General features: G+C 60.7%; 16 protein-coding genes. 6 read left to right on the top strand and 10 right to left on the bottom strand.

The annotated features are described in order from the left end of the window. The first annotated feature begins 19 nt into the window (after nt 1-19). Nucleotides 20-208 carry a hypothetical protein gene (locus ACIQY3_RS10090; RefSeq protein ID WP_054046397.1) on the top strand — a complete coding sequence of 63 codons (189 nt, stop codon included), beginning with the start codon at nt 20-22 and terminating at the stop codon, nt 206-208. Here ACIQY3_RS10090 and ACIQY3_RS10085 read toward each other — a convergent pair. Next, entirely contained in the window at nt 198-602 is a 405-nt protein-coding gene (locus tag ACIQY3_RS10085) for a fe2+ zn2+ uptake regulation protein (protein WP_403019006.1), read from the bottom strand. The two genes, ACIQY3_RS10090 and ACIQY3_RS10085, sit on opposite strands and share 11 nt — an antisense overlap. Before the next feature lie 254 nt (nt 603-856). Between ACIQY3_RS10085 and ACIQY3_RS10080 the strand changes: the two genes are divergently transcribed. Beyond that, nucleotides 857-3,190 (top strand): acylase, encoded by a 2,334-nt coding sequence (locus tag ACIQY3_RS10080; protein WP_403019004.1) that lies wholly within the window; start codon nt 857-859, stop codon nt 3,188-3,190. Nucleotides 3,191-3,245: 55 nt separating this feature from the next. Here ACIQY3_RS10080 and ACIQY3_RS10075 read toward each other — a convergent pair whose 3' ends face one another. Further along, nucleotides 3,246-4,250: a FecR family protein gene (locus ACIQY3_RS10075; protein WP_403019002.1), complete on the bottom strand. Its 1,005-nt coding sequence runs from the start codon at nt 4,248-4,250 to the stop codon at nt 3,246-3,248. A 152-nt stretch (nt 4,251-4,402) separates the two neighbouring features. On the opposite strand from ACIQY3_RS10075, the gene ACIQY3_RS10070 reads away from it, so the two are divergent. Then, a complete protein-coding gene (locus ACIQY3_RS10070; RefSeq protein ID WP_403019000.1) occupies nt 4,403-4,672 on the top strand; it encodes a PepSY domain-containing protein in 270 nt (89 codons plus the stop codon). A 140-nt stretch (nt 4,673-4,812) separates the two neighbouring features. Here the strand turns inward: ACIQY3_RS10070 and ACIQY3_RS10065 are convergent, their stop codons facing one another. Continuing rightward, a complete protein-coding gene (locus ACIQY3_RS10065; RefSeq protein ID WP_403018998.1) occupies nt 4,813-9,594 on the bottom strand; it encodes a dermonecrotic toxin domain-containing protein in 4,782 nt (1,593 codons plus the stop codon). 202 nt (nt 9,595-9,796) lie between these two features. Here ACIQY3_RS10065 and ACIQY3_RS10060 point away from each other — a divergent pair, with 202 nt between their 5' ends. Further along, on the top strand, nt 9,797-10,828 hold the full coding sequence (locus ACIQY3_RS10060) for an Ldh family oxidoreductase (protein ID WP_403018997.1): 1,032 nt from the start codon (nt 9,797-9,799) through the stop codon (nt 10,826-10,828). Nucleotides 10,829-10,948: 120 nt separating this feature from the next. On the opposite strand, the gene ACIQY3_RS10055 is transcribed toward ACIQY3_RS10060, so the two are convergent. Beyond that, a complete protein-coding gene (locus ACIQY3_RS10055; protein WP_403018996.1) occupies nt 10,949-11,266 on the bottom strand; it encodes a YqjD family protein in 318 nt (105 codons plus the stop codon). A 164-nt stretch (nt 11,267-11,430) separates the two neighbouring features. On the opposite strand from ACIQY3_RS10055, the gene ACIQY3_RS10050 reads away from it, so the two are divergent. Continuing rightward, a complete protein-coding gene (locus ACIQY3_RS10050; RefSeq protein WP_054046380.1) occupies nt 11,431-11,682 on the top strand; it encodes a hypothetical protein in 252 nt (83 codons plus the stop codon). Between the two features lie 6 nt (nt 11,683-11,688). On the opposite strand, the gene ACIQY3_RS10045 is transcribed toward ACIQY3_RS10050, so the two are convergent. Continuing rightward, nucleotides 11,689-12,597, bottom strand: a complete 909-nt coding sequence (locus tag ACIQY3_RS10045; RefSeq protein ID WP_403018994.1) for a LysR substrate-binding domain-containing protein — start codon at nt 12,595-12,597, stop codon at nt 11,689-11,691. Nucleotides 12,598-12,682: 85 nt separating this feature from the next. Here ACIQY3_RS10045 and ACIQY3_RS10040 point away from each other — a divergent pair, with 85 nt between their 5' ends. Next, nucleotides 12,683-13,606 carry a carbon-nitrogen hydrolase family protein gene (locus ACIQY3_RS10040; protein ID WP_403018992.1) on the top strand — a complete coding sequence of 308 codons (924 nt, stop codon included), beginning with the start codon at nt 12,683-12,685 and terminating at the stop codon, nt 13,604-13,606. Nucleotides 13,607-13,725: 119 nt separating this feature from the next. Here the strand turns inward: ACIQY3_RS10040 and ACIQY3_RS10035 are convergent, their stop codons facing one another. The 5 genes from ACIQY3_RS10035 to ACIQY3_RS10015 form a co-directional block, all read right to left on the bottom strand. Next, nucleotides 13,726-14,199 carry an LEA type 2 family protein gene (locus tag ACIQY3_RS10035; protein WP_403018991.1) on the bottom strand — a complete coding sequence of 158 codons (474 nt, stop codon included), beginning with the start codon at nt 14,197-14,199 and terminating at the stop codon, nt 13,726-13,728. 126 nt (nt 14,200-14,325) lie between these two features. Beyond that, the gene (locus tag ACIQY3_RS10030; RefSeq protein ID WP_403018989.1) at nt 14,326-15,405 is read right to left on the bottom strand and encodes a nucleoside hydrolase; all 1,080 of its coding nucleotides are present in this window, start codon (nt 15,403-15,405) and stop codon (nt 14,326-14,328) included. 162 nt (nt 15,406-15,567) lie between these two features. Then, nucleotides 15,568-16,878, bottom strand: a complete 1,311-nt coding sequence (locus ACIQY3_RS10025; protein WP_403018988.1) for an MFS transporter — start codon at nt 16,876-16,878, stop codon at nt 15,568-15,570. A gap of 407 nt (nt 16,879-17,285) precedes the next feature. Then, nucleotides 17,286-17,918, bottom strand: a complete 633-nt coding sequence (locus tag ACIQY3_RS10020) for an N-carbamoylsarcosine amidohydrolase (RefSeq protein WP_403018986.1) — start codon at nt 17,916-17,918, stop codon at nt 17,286-17,288. A 12-nt stretch (nt 17,919-17,930) separates the two neighbouring features. Next, nucleotides 17,931-18,683, bottom strand: coding sequence for an Asp/Glu racemase (locus ACIQY3_RS10015; RefSeq protein WP_213938894.1), 753 nt, complete (start codon nt 18,681-18,683; stop codon nt 17,931-17,933). Nucleotides 18,684-18,688 lie beyond the last annotated feature (5 nt).

Below are 18,688 nucleotides of genomic sequence, written 5' to 3'. Positions count from 1 at the left end.
CAAGATTCAGGAACCCGCAATGACCCAGTCGCAACGTTTGAAATACTCGATTCTGATCTCCCTCGTGGTCCTGGGGATCATGTTCGGCCTTTCGTATCTGCAAAACGCAGGGATCATCAGCGAGAAGCTGTTTCAGTACATCGCCATCGGCGTGGCCGTGATCGTCGTGGTCGTCAATGGCGTGATGCGCCGCAAGGTCAAGCCTTGAGCGACGCGCCCGAGGCTGATTCGCTGTAGAGAATGGCAATGGCCTGCGGATGCAGGCTGTAGCTTTTGTCCGGATTGAGCGTGATCACGCCCTCGCTGCATAACCGCTTCAACACCTCCCGCACACTCAGGAAGGACAGGGGAATATCCAGGTCCAGCAAATAGGTGTGCACGCCGCGCACGCCCAGGTTGCGCTCGCTTTCGGCGGCGTTCAGCAAGGCGTCGATGACTTTCAGGCGAATCAGGCTGGTGCGCAGGCCAAAGCTCTTGAGCAAGACCCTGATTCGTTCGTTTCCGTGGCGTTCAGCCTTTTGTTCAAAGATCCCGGCGCTCGGGCTCATGGAAATACCTTGTGGCGCACGGCTACCGTCCGTTGGCAGTTGCGAGTTGTACATGCAAAAACTCCTTTTCAGAGCCTGATCAGGAAAATAGTGATGGTGCTCTCAATCATTAAGACGAACGAGCACGGCAAATCATGAAGGCTTTGATGTAGAAAATTTGTCGATGGCATGTGATCGCCATGTGATTCAGCACCGGCAAACCGTTGCGCCGCCTAAATTTTCTGATGATTGTTTCGTTCCTGAGGACAGGCACATTCCGTGTAGAACGCGGGTGTGATTTTCCCAGGTCATGTCCATCAGGAGCGAGCGTGATTATTAGCAGGCAGTTAACCCGGTTGAGTCTTGCAGGTGTGTTGCTGGGGCTGAGTGTGACGGCAAGCGCCCGCAGTGCGCCGGAACCTTCGGCCGTGGATATTCGCCGCACCAGTTTCGGTGTGCCGCACATTCGCGCCGAAAACGAGCGCGGGCTCGGTTACGGCATCGGCTACGCCTACGCCCAGGACAACCTGTGCCTGATGGCCAACGAGATCGTGACCGTCAACGGCGAGCGCTCGCGGTATTTCGGCCCGGACCAGTTCACGATTGAAGAACGTGCCAACCCGGCCAGCGACCTGTTTTTCAACTGGTTGAATACGCCGCAAGCGGTGGCCGGTTTCTGGCAGGCGCAAACCCCGGAAGTGCGTGATCTGATCGATGGTTACGTGGCGGGCTACAACCGCTCGCTGGCCGAGCGTCAGGCCCAGGGTTTGCCGGCGCAGTGCCAGGGCGACTGGGTGCGCCCGATTGCCGCCGAAGATCTGGTGAAGCTCACACGGCGCCTGTTGGTCGAAGGCGGGGTCGGGCAGTTCGCCGAAGCCCTGGCCGGCGCCACGCCACCGGCGGCGGTCGCTCAAGCGGCGGACGGTGGGCAGTCGTTCCTGCTGGCCGCCGAACGTCAGCAACGCTTCGCGCTGGACCGTGGCAGCAACGCGGTGGCCATCGGCAGCGAGCGTTCGTTTAACGGTCGCGGCATGCTCCTGGCCAACCCGCATTTCCCTTGGGTCGGCGGGATGCGCTTCTATCAGATGCACCTGACCATTCCCGGCAAGCTGGATGTGATGGGCGCGGCGTTGCCCGGTCTGCCGATGATCAACATCGGTTTCAACCAGCACCTGGCCTGGACCCACACGGTCGATTCATCCAAGCATTTCACTTTGTATCGCCTGCAACTCGACCCGAAGGACCCGACCCGCTACCTGCTGGATGGCAAGTCCTTGCCACTGGACAAGCAGACCCTGATCGTGCAGGTGAAACAGCCAGATGGCCAGGTCAAACCGGTGTCCCACGTGGTCTACAGCTCGGTGTTCGGCCCGATCGTGCAATGGCCCGGCAAGCTCGATTGGGACAACCAGTTTGCCTACAGCCTGCGGGATGCCAACCTGGAAAACGACCGCGTCTTGCAGCAGTGGTACGCCATGAACCGCGCCACCAGCCTCAAGGATTTGCAAGCCTCGGTGCACAAGATCCAGGGCATTCCGTGGGTCAACACCCTGGCGGCGGATGATCAAGGGCAGACGCTCTACATGAACCTGTCGGTGGTGCCGAATGTGAATGCCGACAAGCTCGCCAAGTGCAGTGATCCGCGTATCGGGCTGAAGATGATCGTGCTCGACGGCTCCAACAGTGCCTGCGCCTGGGACATTGATCCGAACGCCGCGCAAAAGGGCATTTATGCCGCGGACCAGTTACCGCAATTGCTGCGCAAAGACTTCGTGCAGCATTCCAACGATTCCGCGTGGCTGGCCAACCCGGCGCAACCGCTCACCGGTTTCTCGCCGTTGATCAGTCAGGACAGCCAGCCGCTGGGTCTGCGTTCGCGGTTTGCCCTGGATCGCCTGGGTTCGCTGGCCAAGGCCGGGAAGCTGGGAGCCGCAGACCTGCAACACATGGTGATGGATGATCAGGTGTATCTGGCGGCGCAAGTACTGCCGGACTTGTTGAAGTTCTGCAGTGCCGATGCCGCGGCGCAGGCCTCGGTGTGTGCCAGCCTGAAGGCGTGGGATGGCCGGGCGAATCTGGACAGCGGTCCGGGCCTGGTGCATTTCCAGAATGTGATGCAGACGTTGCAGCAATCGCCGGACATCTGGCGCGTGGCTTTCGACCCGAAAGATGCACAAAACACCCCGAGCGGCCTGGCGTTCGAGCGGCCAGAGGTGGCCAAAGCCATACGCGAAGCGATGCTCGCGTCGGCTGAATTGACCACGAAAATGGGGCTCAAGCCGGACAGCCGCTGGGGCGACATTCAGGTGGTCAGCAGCGGCGGCCAGCAAACGGCGATCCACGGTGGGCCGGGTCCGCTGGGGATCTACAACGCGATCCAGAGCGTGCCGAGAACCGACGGCAAGCTTGAAGTGGTCAGCGGCACCAGCTATCTGCAAATCGTGACCTTTGATGAAAAAGGTCCGCACGCCCAAGGCTTGCTGGCGTTCTCGTTGTCCAGTGATCCGGCGTCGAAGTACGCCCGGGACCAGACGCTGGCGTTCTCGAAGAAGCAATTGAGCGTGTTGCCGTTCACTGAGCAGCAGATCAAGGCTGATCCGCAGTATCAAGTGCTGACCATTCGCGAGTCGGATGAGAAAACCGGGAAGGTGGCGGCGCAGTAAAACGCCGCTCTATCTGCAACAAACATGAAGGCCGCATACCTCGGGGTAGCGGCCTTCAGCTTTTTGGCGCTTGCTTGGGGATCGAATTGAGCACCGGGTTGCCGTTCTCGTTGCGGGTCAGGTAGACCGGCAACACCCGGGGCAGGTTCGCCACCAGGTTGTTGAGTTCCTTGATGTTGTAGACGCCGCCGAGGCGGATCGAAGCGGTGTTGTTATCGGCGACCATCACCGGCTTGGCCAGGTAGCGATTGATCAGTGGCAAGGCGTCGCTCAGCGGCAGGTCATCAAGCACCAGTTTGCCGCTGCGCCAAGAGAGGGAGCTGTCGTTGGCGTAGGTCTCGCTGATCTGCGGCATAAAGTCGCCGTGGCGGAAGCGTGCCTGCATCGACGGGCCCAGGCGCAAGCCGTCGCCGTTCAGGGCGTCGTTGCTGGTCACCAGCACCGAGCCTTCGATCAGGTTGACCCGCACCTGGTCTTCATACAACCAGACGTTGAACTTGGTCCCGGTCACCCGGATCCGGCCTTCGGCTGCCTTGACGATGAAGGGGTGCTTCATGTCGTGGCTGACGCTGAAGAAGGCTTCGCCTTTTTTCAGGGTGACCCGACGTTCATCCTTGTAATTGCTGAAGGTCATTTCACTGCCCAGGTTCAGCTCCACCTGGCTGCCGTCGCTCAGGGTGACCTGGCGCACGTTGTCAGTGGTTTCGAAATGCTGATAGGCATTCGGCAGCCAGCCAAGGTTCCAGCCGGTGTACGCCGCCAGCGGCAGCGCCAGGGCACAGACTGCGGCGCTGATGCCGAAGGTTCGCCAGGACGTCGAAGGCTTGGCGGGCAAGGGCGGTACGGCGGCAGACTCCGGACGCGGCAAATCCCCGGCAACATCCCAGATCTCCAGCATGGCTTCGTATTCGAATGCATGCAGCGGATGAGCATCACGCCATTGCTCGAACGCCTGGCGCTCTTCGGCGGTGCAGTCGATGGCGTGCAGACGCATGCACCAATGCGCAGCGGCATCGGTGACGGCGTCGTATTCGGCTTCCGAGAAGGTGTGTTCGGTCATTGACTCATCCTGATTTGCTGCATTCTAACCTTGAGGGCAACGTGGCGAGAACATCCGTCATGGCAATTACCCATCAAAGTGGAACTTATTTTTCCCCGCAAGGCCCTAAAAACAGGACCTCAATACACAGTATCCACAAATGGAGTGAAAAAATGATCAAGAAAACCTTTGCTGCCGTCATTGCCGCTGCAACCATGTTGAGCGCTGGCGCAGCCATGGCTGACCGTCCCGGTGCCGGCTGGATCTCGATCGAGAAGGCCATTGAAACGGCGAAGACCAAGGCAGGTTATGTCGAGGTCTATGAAGTAGAAGCCGATAACAATGGTTATTGGAAAGGCGAGGGCCGCAAGGCTGACGGCGTGGTTTATGAATTCCGCATCGACGGCGCTTCCGGAAATATCCTGCGCGATCAGAAGGACTAAAAAGAAATCCCTGTGGGAGCGAGCTTGCTCGCGAAAGCGGCGGATCAGTCAGTATCAATGTTGACTGTGCCACTGTCTTCGCGAGCAAGTCGAGTCGTCGCACCGCCGCTCCCACATGTACAGTGTGTTAGTTCGGGCTGTCAGGGTATGCGGGTGTGCAGCTGGCGCCCCAATTGGCTGATCAGCCAGGACACCGAATCGGCATTGCCCAACTGCACCGCCAATCTCAGTGTTGCATCTTCCCTGAAGGCTGTCCTGGCCTCGTCCAGGGTGTCTTTGCCGGTTAATCTCAAAACGTGGGCCAGCGCCCGGTCGGTGTATTCAAACGTTGTTTCGCCAAAGTCTTCCCAGGTCTCGTCTTCGGGGTTGAAGACGGCGAACAGTTCTTCCGGGAGTGTCCGATTCGATAACGCTTTACTCTGAATATCCGTCAGCGTGTCCTTCAGCGCGATGGCGCGCAAGGTGGTGGTTTCGATCAGGTCGGCAAAGGGGCGCGACGAGTCCAGGTACGCAATATCCTCGGTCTTGCAGACAATGTGCGAAAGCTCATGGATCAGCGTGACCGCCCGGGTATGGGTGTTGATCGGGAACGAGGCATCCTTCATGTAATTACGGTAGTGATCGAATTTGGGGAAAAAGAACTTCTCGGCCAGATAGATCTTGTTCCTGTCATCCGCCGGGATCGCAAATGCAAGGATGTGTTCCGCCTCTTCCTTGGCCCTGCCGATGACAAATCGCGTGGACTTCTCTCGCCTGAGCGTCGGGTCGAGCAGTCCCCCCAGGATCTCTTGCACGACCTTTTCAATCATTGTCACATGCTCGGGCAGCACCTGCGGCACATCCAGAAAGTCCCTGATCAGCAACTGAACCGGCGTCGTTCGAGAGGACGTGGTCTTCAAAAGCTGCAGATTGCGAAAGCTGTTCCATGCATAGGTGGTCGCCAGGTCTAGACCTTCATCGATCAGTCGGGCCCTGACTGGAAACAACTGGCGAATCTCCGACATGCCGTCCGCCTCGACGTTCATCCCGTGACTGACCGTATTCCAGGTCTTCAGTCGCTGCAGCAGGTTGTATCGCGGCGTCGGCACATCTGCGTCGAGCACCCATTTTTTCGTGGCGTTTTGCAGCGCATAAGGGCCATCGAGCTTGTCGCTGCGGATGATCCAGCGGCTGCCGCGTTTCTGGATCGGATAGACCTTGCCGTCGATCGGTGCGTAATGTTGCTTGGTGGCAGCGTTCGTGTAGAGCCCCAGTTTGCTGTCCAGGGCGAGGCTGCCAAGGTCCACGTCAGTGCTTTCGTGACGCTGCAAACGCGTGCGCTCGGGGGCGGTGATGTCGATCCGTTCACAGGCCGTGGCGGTGTCGACGGCGAGGGGCGAAGGCTCGCGGGTGTCCATTGATTCGCGCAACATCGCCAGTTGCGCCATGCCGCGGACAAAGGCTTTCGTTGCGGCGCCCCATTTGTGTTCCTGCAAGTCTTCGACCGAATCCTTGATGTCGCGATAGCTGCGCCAGACGGTGACCGGGTAGGCAAGCTTGCCGGAAACGAAGGTCAACGCCTGGTCCACGTCTTCGCCCAAGACATGTTTGATCGTCGCCCATTCGCTTTGCCCATCCTTGTCCGATTGGCAGCCCAGCAACCGGGCCAGCAGCTCGGCGTTGTCTTTGAACAACTGCTGGAACAGCGAGCCTTTGATTGGACTGGACGCCAGACTGGCCGGTGTGCCGGTGGCGGCCAGCCGGGTTTTGCACAGGGTCCGGTCTGCCGGGGACAGGCTGTTGAGCACCCAACGCTGCAACGCGCCGGTTGTTTTCAGCTCGGTCAGCAGCGTGCTTTCGTTTTCATACTCTTTGACGCCGTGTTCCGGGCTGTAGGGTGCGAGCAGGACCTGAGGTCCGTCCGCGTCTTTTTTAGGCCCGATCAGATAGACCCCGGGCACTTTGATAGCCGTTTCACTGTTGGCACCTGACAGCTCAAGCGGACGGATAATCGCGTTGCTGCCTTCCACCGCGTCACGGGCAATCGCATCTGGCATGTCGATGACTTGCCGAATCAGGTCAAACCCGGTGGGGCTCAAACGTTCCTGGAGTTTCTCGGCATGGGCGTAATGCAGTAGCTGCCAGGGCAACTGCTTGGCGAAGCGTTGTTTGCGGGTCGCAGCATCGGCATGGGATTCGGCGAACGCCTGGGTCAGCTCGGCGCGCTGATGCTCCCCGGGCTTGAGGTTGCGGATCAGGTTCTTGATATAGGTTTCATCGAGCCCGGCAGGCAGCGCCGTGTTGGTCCGCGAGGCTGGTTTGAAGCTGAGCGTGTCCAGGTCGTGCAGGTGAATCAAGGCAAAGGCTGGCAAGGTCTGGGTTCGAGCATCGGACGTCGCGCGGGGGCTGATGCGGATTTCTACCGTGTCCGGGTCGACGTTGTGCTTGTCGGCCTTGAGCTGTTTGTGCAGCTCATGATGAGTCGTACGCTCCAGGGAGCGGATACCGCTCAGGTAATCCTTGTCGTCCGTGACGTTGTTCAGGTACTGCGCCAGCAGCTCGGTGTGCAGGATCTGATCTTCCAACGACGCATTGGCCAGCCAAGCCGGGATTTTTTGCCGGGTGATCAGGGACTGGGCAATGTCCGTCGCCCGTTGCAGGCCGGTCTTCGGTATGGCCAGTGCGGTCAGGCTCAGCAGGTCCGCGCGATGCCGGGTGGGGAGGCTGGAGGCCAGTGCGCGCTCGACCAAGGTTTTATCCAATTGAACATAGGGCTTTTGCAGGTGCTCAAGAAAATCCTCATGAATCAGTTGCAGTGGCGCGAGGGTAAAGATCCGGCCGGGGACGCGTTCGCTTCGCTGCAGATTCTCCAGCAACCCGTGGCGCTCAAAATCACTGAGCAGGCGGCGGTTGAGTTCGGCCCGCATCGGTGTCAGTGACGGGAAAGCTTCAAACCCCAGGCCCGGCGTCCACAGGACGGTTTTGCCGGAATGCTCCGGATCCAGGCCTCCACGTTCGGTAAGCACGAAACAACTGGCGAGCTTCAACGGGTCAGCACCGTCGGCCTTTAGCGCCAGGCCAAACACGTCCGGCAGGAAACCGTTCAAGGCGCTGCGCTTGATCCGCACCGGTGTATCGAGCACGGCCTGCACCATCGTTTGCTCCACGCTGCCCAGCGTGCGGCTCAGGCCGCGCAGCTTGAGTTCGCTGCGTAACGCCGTCGATAGCGTGTGGGCAAACTTGGGTTTGAGTAGCTCCAGCGAAGCGCGAACCCCGTCTTCAGCCTGCGCAAGCGTGGTGACGGCACTGGAAATGGCCGGGTGTATTTGCAGTTGCTGTTGCAGGGAGTTTTCGACGCTGGCCAGCAGCGCCAGTTGTTGTTTGGCCGAGTCCGCGCGCATGGTGGCCGGTTGCGCGCTCCAGCGTTGGTCGGCGCGGGTGCTCCAGCGGCCGTTGGCGTCGACGGGTAGCAACCGTTTATCGATCAGGGCTCGCACGTCCAGGGCGTTGTCGAGCAGTGCATGCGGGTCGAGAACGCCCGCGCTTTCGCGGTAACGGCTCAAGGCGTAGGTCAGGTTCTGTCGCTGCTTGGCCATAACGTCCGCCATCAAGTACGCAAACACCGGACCGCTGATCGGCGCACCGAGAATCACCCGTTGCTGTTCTTCAAGGGACAGAAACAGGCCGCGGTCTTCAAGGCTCAGGAAGTTGAACAGGTTGTCATCGTGGCCCTCGCTTTTCAGCATGCCCAGCAAGGTGTTCTTGATCTGGCCCAGGCTGCCGCTGGTTTCGACGCCTCTGGCTTGGGTGTACAGAAACGCGCTGCTCTTGTCGGTGCCGATCATCAAGGTGCAGGCCGGTTCGACGTAATGCTTGAGCGGTGCGCTGATCCGGACTTTTTCAATCCGCACCGGATCGTTGGAGGCAGGCAAGTCGTCGGTGCCCGCCAGGGTGACGTCCATCAACCTCAGATATTCTTCGCTGGTCAGGATGCCTTGCTGGCGTTTGAGCAGGAGGTCCACGCAGTAGGTATCGGCCAGGCTTTGCGCGAAAAACTCCGAGCGGGCCAGGCCGTTGCCCATGGGGCTGTTCCAGAAGGTGTCGAGCAAACTGCGCAGGTGCGGCGTGAGGCTTTGCGCGATCTCCTTGATCGCCACTTCCCAGGTCAGGTTATCGGCGTCGCTGCTGACGGCACGGGCCGGATGGATGAACCCCCGGGTGTCGCCATCCGGCCACTGGTTGTTCAGGTAGTAATGCAGCACAGCCTCGCTCAGCGACAGCGAGGACAGTTGGCGTTTGGGGGCAGTGCCGGCAAAGCTGTCCAGGCGCGTGCGGCGCTGGTCCAGCCCCGGAAAACGCCGGGCCAGGGCGTTCTTGAGCACTTCGTCGAGCATGGAACGCAAGGTTGGGGATTTGATCAGTTCCGCCAGCATCGTCGTGATGTTGTGGTTTTGATTGGCCTCAATAATGGTTTCCTGATCCTGGAAAACCGCACCGTCAATCGATTGGGTGGAGACGCTCAGGGTGCTGGCGGCCAGGACGGTGCAGCGCTGTTCGATGGACAGATAGCGCAGCAATTCGCGCTTGCCTGCCGATTCGCCGAGCCATCGGTTCACGGTGCTTTTGAGGTCGTTGATGTCGGCATATTTGATCAGGCCTTTCCACGGGGTGTAGAGCATGGCCTCGCCATGGTTGGGCCGGCTCATGGAAAAAGCCCCGGCCAGAGGGATCGCCGTTCCGTTGTCCGGGGTCAGCAACAGGCGATGGACCTGCATGCCTGGCTTATGGGCGACGCGAGCCGTGTCGGTGGCCAGGTAAATCGCTTTCAGCCACTTGAGGTCGTCGATGCTGAAGTTCAGGGCTTTTTCGCGATCGCCGGGTTGCCGGGCAATGGCTGCCGTTTCGGCCTCGTCAAAAAAATAGGGGAGCGGGGGTGCTGTCATGGTTTTTCCTCGGTTAAGTTGAGGAAAAACAGTAAGGCGGGCGCGAAGCCTTGGTGCGGTACATATTGCTTGAGTCGATCCTGTTGTCGAGGCTTGACAGGACACCTCCAGAACAGCGCTTAATCGCCGATATATGAGCGGGTTGGCGCACAACCCCGTTTCAGCCTGTAGCCCGAACTCAATAATAAAACTGGAGCCTCAGATGACCGCAACACCCGTCAGTTCGAACACCGAACCTCTCGATTTCGATTCACTCGTTGTGTTGCTCGAACAAGTCTTCCTGCGCCATGGCACCTCGGCCGACGTCGCCAGGACCCTGGCCCTCAACTGCGCCGGCGCCGAACGCGACGGTGCCCACAGCCACGGCGTGTTCCGCATTCCCGGTTATGTGTCGACGCTGAAAAGCGGCTGGGTCAATGGTCAGGCCGTGCCGGTGGTCGAGGACGTCGCCTCGGGGTTTGTCCGGGTCGATGCCGCCAACGGTTTTGCCCAACCGGCGCTGGCCGCCGCCCGCACCTTGCTGGTGGAAAAGGCCCGCAGCGCCGGGATTGCCGTGCTGGCGATCCGCAACTCCCATCACTTCGCCGCGCTCTGGCCGGATGTCGAACCTTTCGCCTATGAAGGCCTGGTGGCCCTGAGCGTGGTCAACAGCATGACCTGCGTGGTGCCCCATGGCGCCGATCGTCCGCTGTTCGGCACCAACCCGATCGCCTTCGCCGCGCCACGGGCCGACGGTGATCCGATTGTCTTCGACCTGGCCACCAGCGCCATCGCCCATGGCGACGTGCAGATTGCCGCGCGCAAGGGCGAACGCCTGCCGCCGGGCATGGGTGTAGACAGCCTCGGCCAGCCGACCCAGGACCCGAAAGCGATTCTGGAAGGTGGCGCGTTGCTGCCGTTCGGCGGGCACAAGGGTTCGGCGTTGTCGATGATGGTGGAGTTGCTGGCAGCGGCGTTGACCGGCGGCAATTTCTCCTTCGAGTTCGATTGGTCGAACCATCCAGGCGCGAAGACGCCGTGGACCGGGCAACTGCTGATCGTGATCGACCCGAGCAAGGCCGCCGGGCAAAGCTTCGCCGAGCGCAGCCAAGAGCTGGTGCGGCAGATGCACGGGGTGGGGTTGAAGCGGTTGCCGGGGGATCGGCGGCATCACCAGCGCGCTAAATCGGCGGCGGAGGGGATTCGGTTGGAACCGGAAGTGTTGGCGAATTTGCGGGAATTGGCGGGTCTCTAAAAGTCGCCTCAACCCCATGTGGGAGCGGGCTTGCTCGCGAAAGCGGTGTGTCAGTCAACATTTGCATCGACTGACCCGACGCCTTCGCGAGCAAGCCCGCTCCCACAGGGGAAGTGTGTTTTAGCGACGACCGAGCAGCAAGCCAACCACCAGGCCGAAACCGGCGGAGATCGCTACGGTCTGCCACGGGTGGCCACCGATGTAAGTTTCAGTGGCGTCGACCGCAGGCTTGGTGCGCTCGCGCACACTGGTCACGGATTCAAGCGCCTGTTGCAGCTTCTGTGCGACTTGCCCACGCAACGTATCGGCTTCTTCACCCACCAGCGACGCGCTGCTTTTGAGCAGTTTGTCCGATTCTTCGATCAGCGACTGAAGTTCACTGAATGCCTGGTCCTTGATTTGGTCGGCTGCGGTCTGTACGGCTGTTTTGCGGGCCATTGAGTAACTCCTTGCGGGTAAGTGGGCAGTGAACAATGGAGTCTGCGGCGATTGAAAAAGTTGCAGTAAATTTGCGCGCAGACTCAACCCCGGCGAAAAATCCAGGGTCGGAGGAATCCTCCTACAGTGTAAGATGTCGCCTATTTACGCCGCAGGTATTTCCCATGAGCTTCAATCTGGCCGACAAACCCCTTGCCGAGCGCGCTGCGCTTGAAGACGAAAAATCCCGTCTGTTCGACCTCTGGCAAAGCAACCTGGGCAAGTCCAAGGGCGAAGCCGCGCGGTTGTTCGGTGAACGGGCCAAGCGCAAAGGCAAATGGGCCGAATGGGTCCGCTCCGAGCTCGACCTTCTGTCACCGCCCGAATACGCCAACATGGTGCGCAGTGAAGTGAATCGCTTGATGGCCGCCAAGTAACGCGGATTACGCAAATATCGCGACAATCGCCTCGCGCACTTTCAGCACCACCGGATCGAGCTGGGTGCTGGTGCGCCAGCCCAGTTCGATCGGGTAACGCGGCAATGCCAGCGGGCAGGGCAGCAGCGCCAGACCCGTCAGCGCCGCGATGCTTTGCGCGGCGTGGGCCGGAATGGTCGCCACCGCGCGGCTGCCCTTGAGCAGGTGCGGTAACGCCGCAAAATGCGTGGTCGAGGCGCAGACCCGCCGACTCAAGCCCAGCGCCGCCAGCCCTTCATCGGTGATCCCGATAAAACCGCCAGACGACACCAGAATGTGTTCCCGCGCGACGAACTCTTCCAGGCTGATGTCTTGCTGTCCCTCAGCCAGACTGAGCGAATCCGCCAAACACAAATAACCCCCTTCACCCAACACCTGACGGCTGAGCAAACGCTCGGCAAAGCCGCCGGCGGTGATTGCCAGGTCGATGCTGCGATCCAGCAACGCGTGGGCGACGATCTGGCTGTGGGTCTGGCGGAAAATCAGTCGCAGCTTCGGTGCGCGGCGGGCGATTTCCTCCATCAGCCGCCGCCCGTAGGCAATCTCGAAATCATCCGAGAGGCCCACGGTCACCGAACGTCCCTCGTAGTGCTGAGCCGCCGGATCGATCATCGCCAGACTTTGCCGGCATTTGTTCAGCGCATCGCTGACCACCGGTTTCAACTGATTGGCCCTTAGGGTTGGGGCCAAGCCCCGGCCGGTACGTACAAACAACTGATCGCCATACAACTCCCGCAACCGCCGCAACGCCGCGCTGACCGCCGATTGCGTGACGCCCAGGCGCAGGGCGGCGCGGCTGGCGCTGGATTCTTCGTGCAGGGCTTCGAAGACTTTGAGCAGGTTGAGGTCGACGGTAGCAATATTCATGGTGTTCATATCATTCAGCAGCGAATGGGGCTTTATTCATGATCCGGCGCGGGCGGAAAATCAGCAACACCTCATTGCCGTCGGAGTTACAGAGATGTCCAAGTCAATCGTTGCCGCCCTGCAAATCGGCGCCTTGCCCGGTGGCAAGGGCGAAACACTGGAACAGATTCTTTCCTGGGAAAACGCGATCATCGAGTCCGGCGCCGGGCTGGTGGTGATGCCGGAAGCGTTGCTCGGCGGCTATCCCAAGGGCGAGGCATTTGGCACGCAACTGGGTTACCGCTTGCCCGAGGGGCGCGAAGCGTTTGCACGGTACTTCGCCAATGCGATCGACGTTCCGGGCGTTGAAACCGAAGCGTTGGCCGGGTTGTCGGCGCGCACCGGGGCCAACCTGGTGATTGGCGTGATCGAGCGCGCGGGCAGCACATTGCATTGCACCGCGTTGTACTTCGATCCGCAGGCCGGGCTGGTCGCCAAGCACCGCAAACTGATGCCCACCGGCACCGAGCGACTGATCTGGGGTAAGGGCGATGGTTCGACGTTGCCAGTGATCGACAGCCAGGTCGGGCGCCTCGCGGCGGTGGTGTGTTGGGAAAACATGATGCCACTGCTGCGCACCGCGATGTACGCCAAAGGCGTGGAAGTCTGGTGCGCGCCGACCGTGGATGAGCGCGAGATGTGGCAAGTCAGCATGCGCCACATCGCCCATGAAGGACGGTGCTTTGTGGTCAGCGCGTGCCAGGTGCAGGAATCGCCGCAAGCCTTGGGATTAGAGATCGCCAACTGGCCGGCGGATCGGCCGTTGATTGCTGGCGGGAGTGTGATTGTCGGGCCGATGGGGGATGTGTTGGCCGGGCCGTTGCGGGGTGGGGCGGGTTTACTGACAGCGGAAATCGATACCGACGAGTTGATTCGTGCGCGCTACGACTTCGACGTGGTCGGGCACTATGCGCGGCCGGATGTGTTTGAGCTGAGTGTGGATGAGCGGGCCAAACCGGGTGTGCGCTTCACCGCATAACCCCCCACCCCTGTGGGAGCGGGCTTGCTCGCGAAATCGGTGTGTCAGTCGACATTTACATCGAATGACACCCCGCTTTCGCGAGCAAGCCCGCTCCCACATTTTTGATTGGGTTGGCACTACCAGGTCGCCGCGTTCGGCCCCGGCAACCGGAGCTTCCCGGTATCCACAAACCGCATCGTGCCAAACAACCCGCCTGCCAGTTTGCCCCGCAGCACGTAGGGCAGGTTGTCGAGGCTCTGGGTCTGGCTCAGGCCGAGGGTCTGGCGCAGGACCGAGAACGCCGAGACGCTCACCGGCACGGTCAACACGGTTTCGGAAAACCGCTGGATCGTCCCCGATTGATCGCTGACACCGGACGCCAGTGGCTGGCCGTTGACTTCCAGGTCCAGCGCCACGCCGTTGTAGTCGATCGCGGTTTCATTCGGGTTTTGCACGCGGATCTTCACCGCGAAGCGCACTTCCAGGTCCTGGCTTTGCAGCGGTTCGATGCCGACCACGTTGATGTTCAGCGGATCGCGATTCGGGAACAGCGCGCAGGCGCTCAGGGAGAGCAACAGCAGGGAAAGGGACAGGGCAAGAAGTCTGCGCATGAAGGGCTCTCGACAGAAAAAGGGACTGAACCGCCATCATGCAAACGCCGGCGGTTCACCTGTGCGACCACGCTCACTGTGAGGGGTTCGCCCGAGGCTGTCACTTGTTCATGATTGCCGAAGGTTTCAGCGGCCCTTGATCGGGGTCGGCAAGGTCACGAGGTTGACGTAGCCGTCCCAGAATTTCTGCTGGTCGATGGCGAACACCACGTTGGCTTTTTGCGTGCCCACCGGCGGGCTTTTCTTGTAGCCCAGGGCCCGGCCGTAATCGGCGCCGAACTGTGCGTCCACATCCACCCACAAATCCCGGGATTCGGTGACGATGTCCGGCTGCACCAGAAACAACGCGGGCAGGCTGTCCCAGGTGAAGCTGTGATACGCCGGATCCTTGTCGAACAACGGGCCGAATTCGTGCTTGTACAGATCAGCAATGGGGCCCGGTTTCGCGATCACCCGCTTGTACACCACGGCATCGAAGGTGACTTTCTCGCAGACATCGTTGGGGAAGATCACATGTTCGATGGGCGAGCGCAGGACGATCTTCGCCGCCTCGGGGTCGAACCACCAGTTGAACTCGGCGGCCGGGGTGGTATTACCCGGAATCTCCAGGGCGCCGCCCATGTACACAATGCGTTTGATCAGCGGCACGATGTCCGGCGCGGAACGGATCGCCAGCGCAATGTTGGTCAGCGGCCCGACTGCCAGCAGTGTCACTTCATGGGGATTGGCGCGCACGCTGTCGACGATGAACTGCGCGGCGGTTTCCTTGCGCAGCTTGGTGTGGGTGGCGAGGCCATCCGGCGGGGCGACCAGTTGCGCGGAGGAGGTCGGGCGCGGCGCCTTGAACGCCCCCGGCCAACCTGCGCCGAACAGCGCTTGTTCCTGCGGATAGGTGGCGAAGTCATGCAACAGCGGATACGCCGCGCCGGAATACACCCCGATGTCCTTTTCCACGCCCATGCGTTCCACAGCCTTGAGCGCATCGACCTGCTCCTGATCGACCCAGGCGTTGCCGCTGACCAGAGTCATGCCGAGCAAATCAATGCGCTTCTGCGCGTGCAACTGAGCGAGCATGATGAAGGCCTGGCCGTCATCGTTGAGCACGTTGAAATCGGTATCGAAGATGACCTTTTCCGCGGCTTGCAAAGAACCGGCGCACAGGCCGGCGGCGACAAGCAGGGCACAGCGTTTGATCAAACCTTGCATGGATACTCACCTGAGTAAATGGAATGTCGACTACCGAAAGATAGACACCAATCCCCTGTGGGAGCGGGCTTGCTCGCGAATGTGGTGTGTCAGTTGACAGAAATACTGACTGACACGACGCCTTCGCGAGCAAGCCCGCTCCCACATGGGGATCGTGTGGTGTCAGCGGTTAACCAGTTTGGCCGGCAGGGCGATCACCAGGAAACTGCTGAGGATCAGGCACCCGGCAAAGAACCACAACGCCCCGGCGCTGCTGCCCGTGACATCAATCGCCACGCCCATCAACGAGTTGCTGACCAGCCCGGCAATGTTCGCCAGCGAGCAGGCCAAAGCAAACCCGGTAGCCGCTGCCGTGCCTTTAAGGAAGGTCGCCGGCAGGCTGAAGAACACCGGGACTGCGCCGATGATCGCCGCCGAAGCGATGGCGAACAGCGCCACGGTCGCCACCACGTTGTGCACGAAGAACGGCGCAGTGGCCATGGCCGCCGCGCCGACCAGGAACGGCACGATGATGTGCCAGCGGCGTTCGCGGTGTTTGTCCGAACTGGCGCCGATCAGCAGCATGCCCAGCAACGCGGCGACGCTCGGCAATGCGGTGAGAATGCCGATGTGGAAGGTGTCGACGATCCCGGCGTTGCGGATAAAGGTCGGCATCCAGAAGCCCATGGCGTAGGCGCTGAGCAGGATCGAGAAATCGATGCCGCCGAGCATCCACACTTTGAGGTTGAAGAACCCGTCGCGGAAGCTGTGTTTGCTGTCGCCGGCACTCGCTTCGTCGGCGCGCAGTTCCTGTTCCAGCAGGGCTTTCTCGTCATTGTTGAGCCACTTGGCTTGCTGGTAGCTGTTCGGCAGTGCCCAGAAGGTCAACACGCCAAGCAACACGCTCGGCACTGCTTCGATCAGGAACAGCCACTGCCAGCCACGCAAACCGCCGAGGCTGTCGAAATGGCTCATCACCCAGCCAGACAGTGGCCCGCCAATCACGCTGGACAGCGGCAAACCGATCATGAACAGCGCGATGATGCGACCACGGCGATAGGTCGGGAACCAGGTGGTCAGGTAATACAGAACGCCCGGCAGGAAACCCGCTTCGGCGGCGCCAAGCAAGAAACGCAGGACGTAGAACTGGGTGGTGGAGGTGACCAGCATGGTGCAGGCCGAGAGCAGGCCCCAGGTGATCATGATCCGGGCGATCCAGATTTTCGCGCCGACCTTTTCCAGCACCAGGTTGCTAGGGACTTCGAACAGGATGTAGCCGACAAAGAACAGCCCGGCGCCGAGGCCGAATGCGGTTTCGCTGAAGTGCAGTTGATCGAGCATCTGCAGTTTGGCGAAGCCGATGTTGATCCGGTCGAGGTACGCGGCCAGGTAGCAGAAGCACAGGAACGGAATCAGCTTCCAGGTGATCTTGTGGTACAGCGCTTGAATCGGGTCGGCGACCGTGGTCGCGGGTGCTGCGTTCGCAATGGGCATCGGATGTCTCCTGGCGGTGACTTATGGTTTTTATACAGCCGCTTTTTCCAGCGCTCTGGCGCGCTGCAAAAGCGACGTCCAAAGGCAGTGTCAGAAGACTGGGCGCTCGCTCGTGGGCGAGTTGGGCTCAGTTTTTTCGTTTGGGTTTGTCAGACCGGCGCCAGGCAGTTGAAGACGATCTTCAGTCATGCACTGCTGTTGTGGCGAGGGAGCTTGCTCCCGCTCGAGTGCGCAGCACTCGCAAAATAGGTGTGTCCCCCCCCATTTTGGGGCCGCTTCGCAGCCCAGCGCGAGCAAGCTCGCTCGCCACAGGACAGTGTTCGACTCGAAGTCTTTACTGAGTGGCTATCGTCCCTTCAAACCCGACAAGACCAACGCTCTAAATGGCGCGGTTCTTGTGGCACGCATCACATTTTTTCGAAGTGGGCGATGGCCTCCTGTTTGCTGATGACATCGCCGTACTTGCTGTCGATGTCGAACAGGTTGGCTTCGTGGGGCGCCGGATGCCGGTCGCCGACGCACTCGCGCACGACGATGGTGCGGAAACCGTGTTGCACCGCGTCCACTGCCGTCGCCCGGATGCAGCCGCTGGTCGAGCAACCGGCCAGCACCACGGTGTCGATGCCTTGGGCGTGCAGCATCGAGGCCAGGCTGCTGCCGAAAAACGCACTGGCGTACTGCTTGCTGATCACCACTTCATTTTTCTGAGGCAGTACCTCTTCGCAAAACGCCGCCAAGGGATTGCCCTCGACCATGTCCTTCATCACCGGGGCTTTTTTCACCCAGATCCCGCCATCGGCGAAATGGCCGGGATGGTAGCGGATATTGGTGTGCACCACCGGGATGCCAACGCGCCGTGCGCTGGCCAGCAACTCGACGCTTTCAGCCACGGCACTGACCACGCCCGGCGCAAACAACGGCGCGCCTTCGGTGGTGTAGCCACGCATGAAATCGATCATCAGCAACGCGGCTTTCTGGCCGAACCCGATGCGCTGGCCCCACACGCCTTGGTAGTTATCGTTGGCGGTTTGTTCGCTCATGTCGCGCACCTCTTAATAAGCGCCGGAGAGCAGGGCGCCGGCGCCGGGAACGATCGGTTCCAGGTCCAGGGCCTTGAGCATGGCGTAGGTGGTGGCGATGGCGGCGGTTAGCACTGGTTTGCCGGTTTGCGCTTCGACTTGCGCCACCACCGGCAGCGACTGCATCTGCACGCAGGCCGACAACACAATCACATCCACCCCTTCCAGATTCATGCCAGCCACGATGCCGGGCAGGTTCGCCGGGTCGTGCCGGGCCACGGCGAGGTTGTCAGGAATCTCCAGCGCCCGCCAATCCACCACTTCAAAGCCTTCTTCGCGGATGTAATCCACCACCAGTTCGGTCAGCGGCTTCATGTACGGCGCGACGATAGCGATGCGTTTGGCGCCCATCACTTTCAGACCCTCGATCAAGGCACCGGCACTGGTGATCACTGGCGCGTTCGCATCGTTGTCGGCGGTCGCCTTGCGCAGCCGCTGTTCGGACTGGCGATGATAACCGAGCCCCATGGCCATGATCGCCACCAGGCACGCATAACCCAGCACATCGACCTTGGCGTCGGACAGTTCCACGGCACAACGATCGGACTCACCGTCCATCGCCGCGAGTTCTTCCTTGCGCACCTGCTTCATGCGCATGCGGCTGGAGTGAAAGGTGAAGCGTTCCGGGCGGATCAACTGGCGCGCGGTGAGCATCGCCGGGATCTCGGTTTCCATGGTGGTGTTGGAGCTCGGCACAATCTGGCCGATGCGGTAAGGCTTGAGCATAAATG

Origin of the sequence: Pseudomonas sp. NPDC096950 (genome assembly GCF_044762525.1) — a bacterium.
Lineage (GTDB): Bacteria > Pseudomonadota > Gammaproteobacteria > Pseudomonadales > Pseudomonadaceae > Aquipseudomonas.
The sequence above is the reverse complement of the archived record's forward strand: the minus strand, read 5'-3'. Positions and strand labels throughout refer to the sequence as shown.